The following is a 13575-nucleotide window of genomic DNA, read 5'->3' as shown; positions in this document are numbered from 1 at the left end:
CAAGCGCATCGGCCGCGCCATCCTTCAACACTCAAGGAATGGCGGACCCGGAAAGCGGTGCACGGTCCATCGATGGATGCAGCTCGCCGGCGAGAATGGCCGAGATCGTGGCTGAGTCGTCGACGCGAAGCGCCTTTCGAGTTCGCTGTATTGATCGCAAATGGTCAGCCCAAGACTCCGTTGGCTCGCCAGCACGCTTCGCCTGCATGTACGACTGGAACACCTCTCCGTAACGCCCGGCCAAGATTTCGATGGCGCGCTCGAAATCGAGGCCTCGGTTGATCGGGGTGTTGTCGAGCGTTCGCGTCATCGAGGGGATGCTCCAGGCTTCCGGCTGACTCAAGGGAACTGCTTAGGAGCCCTTCGGCTTGGTCGGCGAGCTGCCCTTGGCTTTCGCCGCGGAGGCTTGCTCCCACTTACGGTTGCGGCGGGCGTCTTCGTCGACACGCGCTTGGCGCAGGGCTTCGCGTTCGCTCCGCTCCAGCTCGTCCTGTTCCATTTGGTACTCGGCATCGTCACCCATGACACCCTCTCCCTTCCGTAGCGTCGGGCGACATTGCCGCGACTCGGAAAATTGAACCACAACTCGCGCTTTACGTCTGGCCACGCGGTTTACGTAAGTGCCACACGGGCGCGGACAGCTTGTCCCCGCCGTCCACGGCCGGCGGTAGCCGCCGGCGAGTCGCGGGGCCGCCTAAAGGCCCCCAGCGAGCCGGGCAGCGGTGGGCGGAGGTGGGCAAGCCTTGGCGGGAGATCCAGAGGTACCGCTTCACGCCGGCGAGGCCGGCGAGAGCTTGCCGATCGTGCACAGGACGCCGAGGGCGTCGTCAGTGGCGTAGTGCCCCGCCCGCTTTGCGGGCGGTCGTGGTCTTCAGGCCTGCGGGCGTTGCTTCGCGCCGCCCGCTGTTGGCCACCGCGTTCCTTCCGTGGTGCCGGGGCTGTTGCTGCTTGCTGGTGCCTTGCCGATCGGCCAATTCCCTAGCGCGGGCTCGCTCGCGTTCAAGGGTTCGCTGTCGCCGGCTTCGCCGCCCTTGATCGCTCGCTATTCCGCCCGCGCAGCGGGGGCCTTACGGCGACGGCACTCAGCGAAGCATGGCCCCTAACAGCACACCACGGAGGTTTGCGATGTCCCACTCAGCAGCAGGTAGCAAGAGCAACGGCCTCAGGCCCCAAGAGCCGGCTCGAGCATCTAGCAAAGCATGGCCGGGCCGTCCTTCGGACGAGAGCGAAGCCCGAGCGGTCGAATGCGCGTGCATCGAGGCGCTGGCGTCTACCGAGGGCGATTTGCTCGGACTCGCTGCGGCAATGGGATTGAACCCTTTCGAGGCCATCGCCCTGCCCGCCGTCGTGGAGGTTGCGGCCAAGAAGTCCGAAACCAGCGTGCGCGCTGTGATCGCGAAAGGGCTGACCAATGCCGCACTTCGCCGAATCCTGCGCGATGCATGTCGCATCGCCGCCCCGACCCTCAAGCCCTGATTAACCCCCGAAGACCCGAGGACTGTTATGGACAGCAACGAGAACAGCAGCACCACCAGCAACGAGGAAGGCACGACCGGGCCGCGCGTGAGCGCTCGCCGTGAGGCCTACGCGGAGCACCAGGAAGCGCGGCGCGAGCGTCTGGAATCCCGCGCGGTCAATCTGAAAAGCTTGGCCAGCGCCTCTTTCGTGGCCTCGCGTCGGGCCGTCGCCCACATTCCATTCGGTCAGCCGATCCTCGTCGGTCACCACAGCGAGCGCCGGCATCGGCGCGACCTCGAGAACAGCGAGCGCGCCATGCGCCGCGCCTGCGAGCTGAGCGATGCCGCCAAGACGGCCGAGCGTCGAGCAGCGGCCGTCGGCGGCGGTGGCGTTTCCAGCGACGATCCCGAAGCCGTCCAGAAGCTCAAGGCGCAGCTTGCCAGCCTGAAAGCGACGCAGGAGCGGATGCGTGCCGCCAACGCGGCCATCCGTCGCGGCAAGGATGAACCCAAGCGCATCGCCTTGCTGGTCGAGCTGGGTTTCAGCGAGACGGAGGCCCGGACCCTGCTCACCCCGGACTTTTGCCAGCGGATCGGCTTTGCCTCGTACCAGCTGAGCAACAACAACGCGAACATCCGCCGGATCGAGCAGCGCATCGCGCAGCTTGAAGCTGCGTCCGAGCGCGAGGATGTGACCATCGAAGGGCGCGGTTACACCTACCGCGAGGACGTCGCGGATAACCGCGCGTGCTTCGCCTTCCCCGGCAAGCCGAGTGATGGCGTTCGCGACCTGTTGCGTCGCCACGCGTTCAAGTGGTCGCCGACCCGAGGCCTCTGGGTGCGTCAGCTCACCGGCTCGGCGCGGTGGGCGGCAAAGAGCGTCCGCGATGCGCTCGACGCCGCGGAGTGACCCCTTGAGGGCCCCGGCTTCGACTGTGGCCGGGGCGCCTGCAGCAGCGAAACCATCGTGATAACGTCCATGATAACGATCGCCGACGAACCCCCCCGCATGGCCTCCGCTGAGCGCATCACGTTCCTGGTCTCCCCCGAAGAAAAGCGGCGGCTCGCCCGTGAGGCGAAAAAGGCCCAAGTCACCGTCTCGGATCTGATCCGGGGACGCCTCTTCACCGGCCCCACCGATGACGAGGCCCAGGTGCGCGCTCTGTTGGCGGAAGTGCTCGCCTCTACGAAGCGCGCCCATGCCGCAGCCGACCGGATGCTCGAGCGCGCCGGTACGTTTGAGGCGAGGGCCCGCGAACGGGAGCAGGCCGCCCGTCGGGCGGCCGAGCGTGAGCTGTCCGGTCTTGATCCGATCGCGCTGGCCGCAGGGTTGGCGCTCACGCCGGCGGCAGCCCGCCGGCGGAAGGGTGGCCGCTGATGTCGATCGCTGCCGATGTGCTCAGCACCCTGAAGCAAGTGGTGCTGATGAACGACAAGATCGAGCGGCTGGAGAAGGCCGCCGACAAGCAGGAAGAAACCACCCTCGACCTCAGGGAGCGGGTCATCCGCCTTGAGGCCTTCATCGAAGTCGCCCGAGCTGCCGCCCAAGCCCGAGCCCTACCCCCTGCTGGCGGTTGACCGGAGCCCCCATGGATCAAGGCGTCCTTCCCTTCTGGACCGAGAACGTCCGCGCCGTACCCAAGGCGGCGGTCTATTCGGCACTGTTCGCGCCGCTGATGAAGGGCAGTCGGACGCACGTGAAGCGCCAAGAGCTCGCCGTCGTCGGCCGCTATCGCCTGATCTACAGCGGCGAGCGCTTGGATCAATCCGATCTCGACGTCTTCCTTTGGATGCTCCACCGCAACCGGAAGTCCCGTGCGGAAAAGCCCATCACGTTCAGCGCGAACGCGCTGATCCGTGACCTCGGCTTGGCGAAGAGCAAGGGCAATCGCGAGTGGCTGATCCAGGCCCTGACGCGCTTGCAGGCCTGCAGTGTCGAGGTGAAGTACGAGGCAAAAGCCTATTCAGGGGCCTTGGTCAGTTCGCTGATCCGAAACGAGGACACCGGCGAGTACACCGCAGTGCTCAATGCCCGGCTCGCTGAGCTGATGGACCCCGGCGAGTTCGGGGGATATGCCCAGGTGCATTTCGAGCAGCGCCGAAAGCTCAAGGGACGGGGGCTCGCTCGCTGGCTTCACGCTTTTGCCGCCGGTGCCAGCCACAAGCCCCTGACCTATCGTCTCGACGCTCTGCATGACTTGGCGGGCGGCGGCTACAGCCGCCTACGCGATTTCCGCGCCAAGCTCGATGCCGCCGCAGAGGAAGTGCGCGCCGCAGGGTGCCCCTTGGAGTTGTCGTGGTCGCAAGAAGGCGACAGCGTGACGCTCCAGATCATCCGGCCAACGCCCTAGGCCGGCGTTGCCGGGCTCTCTCGCCTAAAGCACGGTTTTGGGCCGCTGCACATTGCCTGCCTCGTTCGGCAGGACTTGGCGATCGGGGCGCGGCATTCCGTGCAAGGAACAAGACGCATCGTGAGCTCCTTTAGAGCCTGAGCAGAGGGTAGCGCCTCCCCTGCCCTGTCCAGGATGCCAGCACGCGCGCAGGGTTCTCCCATCCGGGATGGGGGGACGTAGCGGTCGCGCTTGGCGGCCCTCAACAGCCCTGTCAGGGGGGACGTAGCGGTCGCGCGAGGTGGCATTTCGGGCGAGGGTTGGTGGGGGGGACGTAGCGGTCGCACCGATCTGCCTGCCTTTTCCCGCCAAGGCATGGGGGGACGCAGCGGTCGCGCCCCCCGCCCTGCCCTACCTCGATTTAGGGGGCCCAGGGGACGTAGCGGTCGCGAAATGGCATGAAATTGCCCTTGAGGGACGCAGCGGTCGCGCCCAGACGCACGTCATCGCGTGGTCTGATTCGCCGCCGCTCTGCCCGAAACACGCAGCGCCGCACGGTTTCCGTCGAAACTGCAGGGGGACGTAGCGGTCGCGCCCTCGCGGCGCGGGTTATCCACAGAGGGGAGATCGAATCCGCTGGCATCCAAGACCCCGGGGGGGACGCAGCGGTCGCGCAGAGGGACGTAGCGGTCGCGCCCCTCCGAATCACGACCATGAGAGAGGGACGTAGCGGTCGCGGCGCTCGGGACGCAGCGGTCGCGCCAAGGGGACGTAGCGGTCGCGCAAAATGCTCGGAAAACCGCACCAGTGCTGCGTTTCAGCGACTTCCTTAGCTTTACTTAGGCTTATGACTTAACAGCACTCCACGGCACACATGGAACTAGCTGCAAGCTCGGAAAAGTCTTCCGGCTCTTAGGGGGGCTCCGCCCCCCTGCCGCCTCGGACCCGCCCAGGTTCACGCCGGGCACCGGCGCCGTTGGCGCCTCTCCCGGCGCTCACCTTTCCCGGCATACCCCCCGCGGCTGCTTCGCAGCCTTAACAGGCCTCGGCGCTACGCGCCGAGAGATTAGCTTGTCTACGCTGCGGGGCGCTGCGCGCCCCCTGTCCTCGCGCGGCTGATCGCCGCGCTCGCAGCGTCGACCCCCCAGTGGAGGGGCTGCGCCCCTCCCCCGGCGCGTACCGCGCCGGCTCCCCCTCCGCTTGGTTTAGCAAGAAGCGAAGTCGTCGACCTTCGACCCTTGATGGCGTTACCGGCTTCGGCAACTCCTCGACAGCGCTCCCAGCGCAAGAGCAAGCGGGGCTCCTGCCCCTTAACCGTGGGGCTGCGCCCCACACCCCAGGTGCGGAACTAATCGATCAGCGCTGAACACTTGAACACTTGCAATCATTTTCTATTTTGATAGTGTATTCATAACCCCCGAAGGAGCCCCCCGATGACGTTGTGGATCTTCTACAGCCCTGGTAACGACGAGCAGACCTTGGCGGCCTGCGAGACCGCACTGGAGGTCCTGAAAAGCCGAGGCGTGTCCCCCAGCGTGGCGGCCAACGCTTCGCTCGACATGGCCAGCTCCGAAGACACCGCCGGCATGGATGCCTACGTCCAGGACGCAGTCGCAGCGTGGTACGCCGCGGAAGATGCGGCCTTCCACAAGCTGTTCGAACTCACCGGGCAATGGCCCGAACAAGCGGCACTGATCTGGTCGACCGGAACCGGAGGCTGAAATGGCAACAAGCAAAGCGACCAAGACCCCGAAGCCGACGCGCAACGCGATCATGCGGCTGAGCGATGACGACCACACGCGGCTCAAGGTCTTGAGCGCGAAATCAGGCGTTTCGCTCCAGCGAATGATGGAAGAAGGGATGAACCTGTACCTGCGCGAGAAGGGAGAGAAGCCCTTGAAGGCCAGGACGAAATGAAGACCCTGACCGTTGCGAACCAGAAGGGTGGCGTGGGCAAGACGGCCGTGGCCGTCCACTTGGCGTTCTACTTCGCGGAGGCGAAGAAGCGCGTGCTTTTCATCGATCTCGATCCGCAGGGCAACGCGAGCAAGACGCTGAAAGCCCACCACTGCGGCCTGACCGCGTCGGCGTTGTTCACTGGAAAGGACGTCCCGGTCCCCTCCCCTAACGCAGACGGCTTCGCCGTTGTCGCCGCAGACGACGCTCTGCACAACCTCGAGCGTGCCGACCCGAACGTGGCAGTGAAGTCCTTCTTGGCCTTCCTTGGTGCCGCCGGATCGTCGTTCGATGTCGCGATTCTGGATACCTCCCCTACCCTCTCGATCCGCATGACGGCCGCCTTGATCGGGTCGGACTACGCGCTGGCTCCCGTTGAAATGGAGGCCTACTCCATTGACGGCATCACCAAGCTGCTGCAGTCGATCAAGGGCGTGACGGACAAGTACAACCAGAAGCTTCAGTTCCTCGGGATGCTGCCCAATCGTCTGAACGCGCACAGCCCGACGCAAAAAGCGAACCTGGCCGCACTGATCAAGGATTACTCGCGTTTCCTGTTGCCAGCGAAGGTGTCGCTGCGCACCTCGATCGGTGAAGCGCTGGGCGAAGGCCTTCCGGTGTGGAAGATGAAAAAGTCGTCGGCTAAGGAAGCCGGCATCGAGATGCGCGAGGCCATGAGCAAGGTGGCGCAGCGCATGGGCTTGGAAGCGAGGTAACCCCCCATGATTGATTTCAGCGGTCTAGACCAACTCGACAAGCTGCCGACCACCCCCGTGGTCGAAGGCAAAGCCAAGGAGATCCCCCTCTCCGACATCGACGAAGATCCGAACCAGCCGCGACGCGAGTTCGACCCCGAGGCCCATGCGGATATGGTCGCTTCGATTCAGAAGCGCGGCATCCTGCAGCCGGTCTCGGTTCGCCCTCATCCGACGCAGCCGAACCGGTACATCCTGAACTTCGGGGCCCGCCGCTATCGCGGCGCCAAGGCTGCGGGGCTGGAGACGATTCCGGCGTTCATCGACGAGAAGTGCGACGAGTACGACCAGGTCATCGAGAACGAGCAGCGCTCGAATCTCAGCCCGATGGAACTGGCGATGTTCATCCATTCCCGTATCCAACAGGGGCACAAGAAGGGCGACATCGCGAAGCGCTTGGGAAAGCGTGACCCCATGTTCGTGACGCGGCACCTCGCCCTGATCGACGCGCCTGGGGTGATCGAAGCGCTTTACCGTGAGGGACGGTGCCGCGACATCAGCACGCTCTATAACCTGCGCCGACTGATGGAGAGCCACACCGAGGAAGTAACGGCTTGGCTGGCCACCGAGATCGAGATCACCCGTTCCACTGTTTCTGCCATGGAGAAAGACCTTGGCAAGGGTGGCGCCCTGTCAGCGGACGCAGGGAACGGGGAGGGTAGTGGGGCAGGAGAGCCGTCAGGTACCTCCTCGGCGGTTCAGCCGGATTCCGGCCCGAAGGGTGAGCGGCGCGGCTCCTCCCTCAAGCCGACTCATGCTCTGGGCAAGGCGAAACTCATCGCGGAAGCGGGCGGGGTCCGTGGCTATCTCACTCCCGCGGGCGCAGGCACCGGAACGCTCACGCCCCTTGATGGGGGCGAGGGCATCGAGGTTGCCTTGGGCGAAGTCCGCCTGGTGGAGTGGGTGACTTAGCCCGATCTCACCCAAGACGCTGCACGAAGAACCCCGGCACGTCCGGGGTTTTTCTTTGGTCACGAATTAGCGCATGCGCTAATCGGAGCAGGGTGGGGGTGTGGGGCGCAGCCCCACGGTCAAGGGGCAGGAGCCCCGCTTGCTCTTGCGCTGGGAGCGCCGCGAGGGGTTAGGGCAGGGCCGAGACGCCCGGTGGTGGGGTCCGAGGACCCGCTCCCCACCTGCCGAACCGTGGGCGGCGTCAGCCGCCCAGCTCTTGTAGCCGCGAACCGCGGACTAGCGCATGCGCTAGGATTTGCAAGGTGTTTGGGACTAGTGCAGGATAGGGGTTATGGGACGATTTGTTACAACCGAGAACGCGCTACCGCGCTTTGAGCCTCCTGGATGACACGAAAAGCCCTACATGCCCTGATCGACTCCGCCGACTTCGAGCGCTTTGAGTCGCGAGCCTCGGCTGCGGGGCTGAGCGTCGCGGGGCTCGTCCGCCGACTCGCCTACGCCTTTCTGGACAACAATCCCGCGGCAGCGCTGGCGACGGAACGCCCCTCCGGAAAGAGTCGGGAGAGGAAAGTTCGACTGACGGTTGAGGAGATGGCAGCGCTGGAGCACCGCGCGACGGTTGAGGGGGTCAGTCCGGGCGCTTGGATCGTCCGTGTCCTGAGAGCGAACCTGTTGGCCAAGGCGCAGCCGACGCCAGCGGAGCTGGATGGCTTGCGAGCAGCGACAGAGCAGTTGGCCGCAGTGGGACGGAACCTCAACGCCGCCATCCACCGAATGCATCGCGAGGGGCGTGAGCAGGCTCTGCCTGTCCTGGAGCTGAGAGAGGCTGTGGCCAGCCTTAGAGAGGAGGCGGCAGCAGTCATCGTCGCGGCGACAAGCCGGTATCGGGGTGATCGATGACGACATGGAATGACGACTTCATGGGGCCTGCCGGGCTCGTCTTCAGGACGCCGGTGAAGCCGAAGCGGCGTAGATCGGCCGATGCCAGCGGGGGCAAGAAGCGGAAGCCGCCTGAGCGCGAAATGCTGGCCCGTGTGATCCGAACCGTTCGCCGCGTGCCGCAGGTGATGGTGAAGGTGTCTGGCAAAGCTGGAGGCTTGCGTCACGTTTCGGAGCACTTGGCCTACATCACCAGAAACGGAAAGCTCGTTGGAGAGAGGGGTGATGGGGAGGAACTGCGCGGAGCTGCTGCTGTTCGCGATCTGGCCAGGCAGTGGACCGAGGCTGGCCACGATCGACGTAACGCAAGGGACACCATCAACCTCGTTCTCTCAATGCCCAAGGGAAGTGATCGAACCATAGTTGCGGAGGCGGCGCGTGCGTTCGCCCGATCCCAGTTCGGGCAGACCAACGACTACTTGATGGCCGTGCACGACGACACAGACCAACCGCATGCGCACATCACCGTCAAGGCAAGGGGGTTTGACGGAGTCATGCTGGACCCCAAAAAAGACGATCTGCAGGCATGGCGAGAGGCGTTCGCGGAAGAGCTTCGAGCGCGAGGAATGGAGTGCGAGGCGACACCCCGCGCTTCTCGCGGTCAGGTGCTGAAGGGCGAAGCACAAGCGGTGAGGCACATGCGCGATCGAGGGGCAGAGTTGCGCGTGGACGCAGAGCGGATGCGGAAGGCTCTCGAGGTCGTGAACCGGGGTCTTGGGCGGCTCGAGCGCTTGGAGCCGTGGGAGGCCGCGGTGAAGCGACGCAACGCGGAAGTGCGTCGAGCTTGGCTTCAGATCGCAAAGGTCCTCGAAGGGCAGGGTGGCCCCGACTTCGTGGGTTTGGCCGACGAAATCAAGCGATTCGCGGCGGAGATGCCTGACGCGAAGACGCGAAATGAGCTTTTGGCCGAACGCGTGCGGGGCGTAATCGAGTCGAGTAAGGCTGGCGAGGCAACGCGTGGCGGTTGAGCTTGGCTCTGATGGCCCGTTGATGATCGAGGACGGTCATGACCCGCTGATCTACGTGCGTGCGGAGGCGGTCATCGCCAAGATTGTCGCGTCACTAGCTCGGCGTGATCCGGTTGAGCCTCGATCACTGTGGGTCGAGGCGTGTGATGAGCTCGGGGAAGACTTGGACCTTAGAGTGGCCGTCGTCACGCTGGGATTGCCGGCGAGCGTTCTGGGCGAGCTGGCACAGGCCATGGGGCTGAAGAAAGCCGTCCTGATCCGCGAGCTGGATGTAAGCCCGCGGATGGTCAGCAGTCGCGAACGGGAAGATAGGCGATTGCCGAAGAACGAAACGATCGCGGTGTTATCGCTTTACCGATGGGTCGGTGAAGTGGAAAGGTGGCGTTGCCGAGGTGTGTTGAAGGGGCACGTAGACAGCGCGGAATGGCTTGGGCGTTGGCTCAACTCTCCGCAAGCATCATTGAAGGGCAATGCGCCTAAAGCGTATCTCGACACATCCGAGGGGATGTCCGCAGTGGGGCATCTGCTCGCGAAATCGATCGATTCGAAGCACGATTAACTCGCCTGGTTGAGCGGCTTCTGGTCGCGTTCGGCGCCAAGGTGCGCGGTAGGTGCCGCCGCCTTTCTGTCGTCGGATACTCTGGCGTGCGATCCCTCAAGCGATGTCTTCGGCGCATGAGGAAGTAGGGCAGAGCACACCGAAGCAAGAACGCGAAGCGAGGAATCACAACGGTGTCGAATGAGCGCATGGATGCATCAGTTTTCATCGCGAAATGGAAGGATGTTCGCGCGTCGGAGCTGTCGACATCGCAGAGCTTCCTGATCGACCTGTGTGCGCTGCTTGGCGTTGAGACTCCGCACCCGACGCCGGCGATGGACTACATGTTTGAGCGTCCTGTGACGTTCATGCACGGCGATGGAAGCACGAGTGCAGGGCGCATTGATCTCTATCGCCGCGGGCATTTCGTGCTCGAGTCCAAGAAAATCAAAGCGGGCTCGCATACGAAGGGATTTGACGAAGCGATGCTGCGCGCTCGAAGCCAGGCTGAAGCCTACGCGCGAGCGATCCCTGGTGATGAGGGACGCCCACCATTTCTTCTCGTTGTCGACGTCGGACAGCGCATCGAGCTGTACGCAGAGTTTTCGAGGTCGGGCGGGACGTATACCCCGTATCCCGATCCTCGAGCACATCGAATTGCGCTGGAAGATCTAGCGCGTCAGGACATCCGCGAGAGGCTGAAGCGGATCTGGACAGACCCGATGTCGCTCGACCCGGCCCGCATGTCGGCGAAGGTGACGCGAGAGATCGCCGCGAAGCTGGCAGAGCTCGCGAAGAGCCTAGAGGGCGCTGGGCATCCTGCAGACGCAGTCGCACAGTTCTTGATGCGCTGCCTATTCACTATGTTCGCCGAGGACGTGCGACTTCTCCCGGAGGAGAGCTTTCGGAAGCTCCTCGTGCGGCATGCGGCTGAGCCAGAAGTCGCCATGCAGATGCTCGCGCAGTTGTGGCGTGACATGGATCAGGGTGGATTCTCTGCCGTACTGGCCGGGCGTGTGCTTCGGTTCAACGGGAAGCTATTCAAGCAGCCGGAGACGTTGCCGTTGAATGCCGAGCAGGTTGCTCTGCTCATCGAAGCAGCACGAGCGGACTGGAGGCACGTTGAACCAGCAATCTTCGGAACCCTGCTGGAGAGAGCGCTTAATCCGACTGAACGGCACAAGTTAGGAGCGCACTACACGCCCAGGTCGTATGTCGAGCGCCTGGTGATACCGACGGTCATCGAGCCGCTGCGCGAGGAATGGACAGACGCACAAGCCGCTGCGCTAACGTTGGCCGCTGAGGGTGATGTCCAATCGGCGGTCGATGAGATTCTGAAGTTTCACCATCGCTTGTGCACAGTACGAGTCTTGGACCCGGCATGCGGCAGTGCGAACTTCCTTTACGTGACGCTTGAACACCTAAAGCGTCTCGAAGGTGAAGTGCTGAATGCACTCGACGAGTTGGGGCACCGACAGACCGATCTTGCGCTCGGAAGTGAGCGTGCAGATGCGGCAGCAGGCGAGACCGTTGACCCCCATAACCTGTTAGGCATCGAAATCAACCCTCGTGCTGCTGCAATCGCGGAGGTGGTGCTGTGGATCGGCTATCTCCAGTGGCACTTCCGAACGCGGGGCGATGTAAGCCCCCCCATCCCGGTTATCCGCGATTTCCGGAACATCGAATGCCGCGATGCGTTGCTGGACTACGAACGCTTGCAGTCCGTTACAGATGAAGGTGGCGTGCCGCTGACGCGCTGGGACGGCAAGACAATGAAGCGCTCTCCCGTAACGGGGGAGGACATTCCGGATGACAGCGCACGAGTGCCAGTGGTGCGTTACATGGAGCCGCGAAAGGCGGAGTGGCCGTCAGCCGAGTTCATTGTTGGGAATCCGCCCTTTATCGGGAACAAGCGCATGCGTTCTGTGCTGGACGACGGCTACGTTGACGCACTGCGTGCAGTTTGGAGTGATGTCCCGGAATCGGCTGACTTTGTAATGTACTGGTGGCATCGAGCCGCCAGCTTGGTGCGAGATGGTGAGGTAAGGCGTTTTGGCTTCATCACTACAAACTCAATACGCCAGACTTTCAATCGTCGCGTTCTGGAAGGACACCTGTTCGACAAAACGCAACCGCTTTCCTTGGTCTTCGCAATTCCAGATCACCCCTGGGTTGATACCGCTGAAGGGGCGGCTGTGAGGATTGCAATGACGGCGGGAGAGAGTGGAGGACGCGACGGTCTGTTGCGCCACGTGACGTCAGAGGAAGGTTCCCAAGATGGTGAGATTGTCGTAGATCTCGCGGACCGCCGTGCGGTGATCAACAGCGACCTCACGTCAGGAGCGAATGTCGCAGGCGCGATCAGGCTAAAAGCCAACGCTTCGATCTGCGGGCAGGGAGTGAAGGTTGTCGGTGACGGGTTCTACGTTGACTCAAACAGTGAGCCAATGGGTCAAGGCATCAGTCGAATCATCAACGCTCGTGATGTTCTTGATGGGAGCTTGTCCGGAAGGCCCATCATCGATTTCTTTGAGCTGACCGAGGAGCAAGCGAGAAGTAGAAACCCTGCCGCGTACCAGCAAGTGCTGACCCGCGTAAAGCCACTGCGCGACCAGAACAAGCGGAAGTCGATCAGAGAGCTCTGGTGGCGATTCGCGTGGGAGCGGCCTGTGATCAGAAAAGCAGTAAGGGGCTTGAATCGATACTTCGTGACTCTGTCTACGGCAAAGCATGGCCTCTTCGTTGCTGTAGAGGGCCATCTTGTCTGGGATGGGGCTCTTTTTGCGATCGCGACTGACGACTGGCGCGTTCTCGGAGTCTTGTCGAGCACCATCCATCGCATTTGGGCTCTAGCGGCAGGTGGAACCTTAGAGGATCGCCCAACCTGGACGAATTCAACGTGCTTTGAGCCTTTTCCATTCCCCGATTGGGTGACCGCGGACAAGTTTGGCAGCGACATTGTCAGCAAAGGTGCTGAGTACCCGTCCGAAGCTGTTAGTCGCCTAGCGCAGAGCCTCGATCTTCACAGGAAGCGCCAGCAGGCCGCGCATCCGGGGCTAACCCTGACTGGCATCTACAACGTGCTCGAGAAGCTCCGAAGCGGAGACGTGCTGTCTGCAAAAGAGCGCAGCATTCACGACCAAGGACTGGTATCGGTGCTGCGGCAGATCCACGATGAACTCGACGAAGCAGTGATGCATGCGTACGGCTGGGGAGATTTGGTGCCGCTGCTGCGTGTCGTGAACGGCACCGACGCTCCCGCTGAGGGCCAGACCAAAGGAGACGCCAGACACCACATCGAAAGCTACGTCTTGGAGCGCTTGGTGGCGCTGAACGCAGAGCGAGCCGCGCGGGAGGCCCGTGGCGATGTTCTATGGCTTCGTCCTGAGTACCAGAACCCAAGTGCCGATAGCCGTCCGGAACAGACAGAGATCGATGCGACTAACGGCGGCCATGATTCCGAGAGCGAAGACGAGGGTGGTTTCTCAGTGAAGGTGGTTAAGCCTATGGCTTGGCCAAAAGAGCCGGTGGCGCAAGTGCGGGCGGTCGCTGAGGTCTTGGCCGATAGCCGGACTCCAATGACATTGGACGACATCGCCGCGCGCTTTACGGCACGAGGGCCCTGGAAGAAGCGACTGCCTCAGCTCCTCGCTATGGTCTCGGCGCTGGGTCGTGTCGAGGCCACGGATGATGGACGGTGGAGGAGCAAGACATAGAGCT

General features: G+C 63.2%; 15 protein-coding genes. 13 read left to right on the top strand and 2 right to left on the bottom strand.

Annotation, left to right across the window (positions count from 1 at the left end):
• Positions 1-31 precede the first annotated feature (31 nt).
• Positions 32-310 carry a hypothetical protein gene (locus ACYVAK_RS14530; protein WP_461062274.1) on the bottom strand — a complete coding sequence of 93 codons (279 nt, stop codon included), beginning with the start codon at positions 308-310 and terminating at the stop codon, positions 32-34.
• Between the two features lie 42 nt (positions 311-352).
• Positions 353-523 (bottom strand): hypothetical protein, encoded by a 171-nt coding sequence (locus ACYVAK_RS14525; RefSeq protein WP_461062272.1) that lies wholly within the window; start codon positions 521-523, stop codon positions 353-355.
• 602 nt (positions 524-1125) lie between these two features.
• On the opposite strand from ACYVAK_RS14525, the gene ACYVAK_RS14520 reads away from it, so the two are divergent.
• From ACYVAK_RS14520 to ACYVAK_RS14460, 13 genes are all read left to right on the top strand, one after another.
• Complete coding sequence (locus tag ACYVAK_RS14520; RefSeq protein ID WP_461062270.1) at positions 1126-1476, top strand: hypothetical protein; 351 nt, start codon at positions 1126-1128, stop codon at positions 1474-1476.
• Positions 1477-1503: 27 nt separating this feature from the next.
• Complete coding sequence (locus ACYVAK_RS14515; protein ID WP_461062268.1) at positions 1504-2367, top strand: DUF3560 domain-containing protein; 864 nt, start codon at positions 1504-1506, stop codon at positions 2365-2367.
• A 69-nt stretch (positions 2368-2436) separates the two neighbouring features.
• Positions 2437-2835 (top strand): plasmid mobilization protein, encoded by a 399-nt coding sequence (locus tag ACYVAK_RS14510; protein WP_461062266.1) that lies wholly within the window; start codon positions 2437-2439, stop codon positions 2833-2835.
• Positions 2835-3035, top strand: a complete 201-nt coding sequence (locus ACYVAK_RS14505) for a hypothetical protein (protein ID WP_461062264.1) — start codon at positions 2835-2837, stop codon at positions 3033-3035. The genes ACYVAK_RS14510 and ACYVAK_RS14505 overlap by 1 nt, the downstream gene beginning before the upstream one ends.
• A gap of 11 nt (positions 3036-3046) precedes the next feature.
• Positions 3047-3808 carry a plasmid replication initiator TrfA gene (trfA, locus tag ACYVAK_RS14500; protein ID WP_461062262.1) on the top strand — a complete coding sequence of 254 codons (762 nt, stop codon included), beginning with the start codon at positions 3047-3049 and terminating at the stop codon, positions 3806-3808.
• A gap of 1412 nt (positions 3809-5220) precedes the next feature.
• A complete protein-coding gene (locus ACYVAK_RS14495) occupies positions 5221-5508 on the top strand; it encodes a hypothetical protein (RefSeq protein WP_461062260.1) in 288 nt (95 codons plus the stop codon).
• 1 nt (position 5509) lies between these two features.
• On the top strand, positions 5510-5704 hold the full coding sequence (locus tag ACYVAK_RS14490) for a hypothetical protein (RefSeq protein WP_461062258.1): 195 nt from the start codon (positions 5510-5512) through the stop codon (positions 5702-5704).
• Positions 5701-6459 (top strand): ParA family protein, encoded by a 759-nt coding sequence (locus ACYVAK_RS14485; RefSeq protein ID WP_461062256.1) that lies wholly within the window; start codon positions 5701-5703, stop codon positions 6457-6459. The genes ACYVAK_RS14490 and ACYVAK_RS14485 overlap by 4 nt, the downstream gene beginning before the upstream one ends.
• A gap of 6 nt (positions 6460-6465) precedes the next feature.
• Entirely contained in the window at positions 6466-7410 is a 945-nt protein-coding gene (locus tag ACYVAK_RS14480) for a ParB/RepB/Spo0J family partition protein (RefSeq protein WP_461062254.1), read from the top strand.
• A gap of 384 nt (positions 7411-7794) precedes the next feature.
• Complete coding sequence (locus ACYVAK_RS14475; protein WP_461062252.1) at positions 7795-8310, top strand: hypothetical protein; 516 nt, start codon at positions 7795-7797, stop codon at positions 8308-8310.
• Positions 8307-9317, top strand: coding sequence for a relaxase/mobilization nuclease domain-containing protein (locus ACYVAK_RS14470; protein WP_461062250.1), 1011 nt, complete (start codon positions 8307-8309; stop codon positions 9315-9317). The genes ACYVAK_RS14475 and ACYVAK_RS14470 overlap by 4 nt, the downstream gene beginning before the upstream one ends.
• Positions 9307-9876 (top strand): antitoxin Xre/MbcA/ParS toxin-binding domain-containing protein, encoded by a 570-nt coding sequence (locus tag ACYVAK_RS14465; protein ID WP_461062248.1) that lies wholly within the window; start codon positions 9307-9309, stop codon positions 9874-9876. Before ACYVAK_RS14470 ends, ACYVAK_RS14465 begins: the two co-directional genes overlap by 11 nt.
• 173 nt (positions 9877-10049) lie before the next feature.
• Complete coding sequence (locus ACYVAK_RS14460) at positions 10050-13571, top strand: class I SAM-dependent DNA methyltransferase (RefSeq protein ID WP_461062246.1); 3522 nt, start codon at positions 10050-10052, stop codon at positions 13569-13571.
• The last annotated feature ends 4 nt before the right edge of the window (positions 13572-13575 follow it).

This window comes from Silanimonas algicola, from assembly GCF_054777375.1.
The sequence above is the reverse complement of the archived record's forward strand: the minus strand, read 5'-3'. Positions and strand labels throughout refer to the sequence as shown.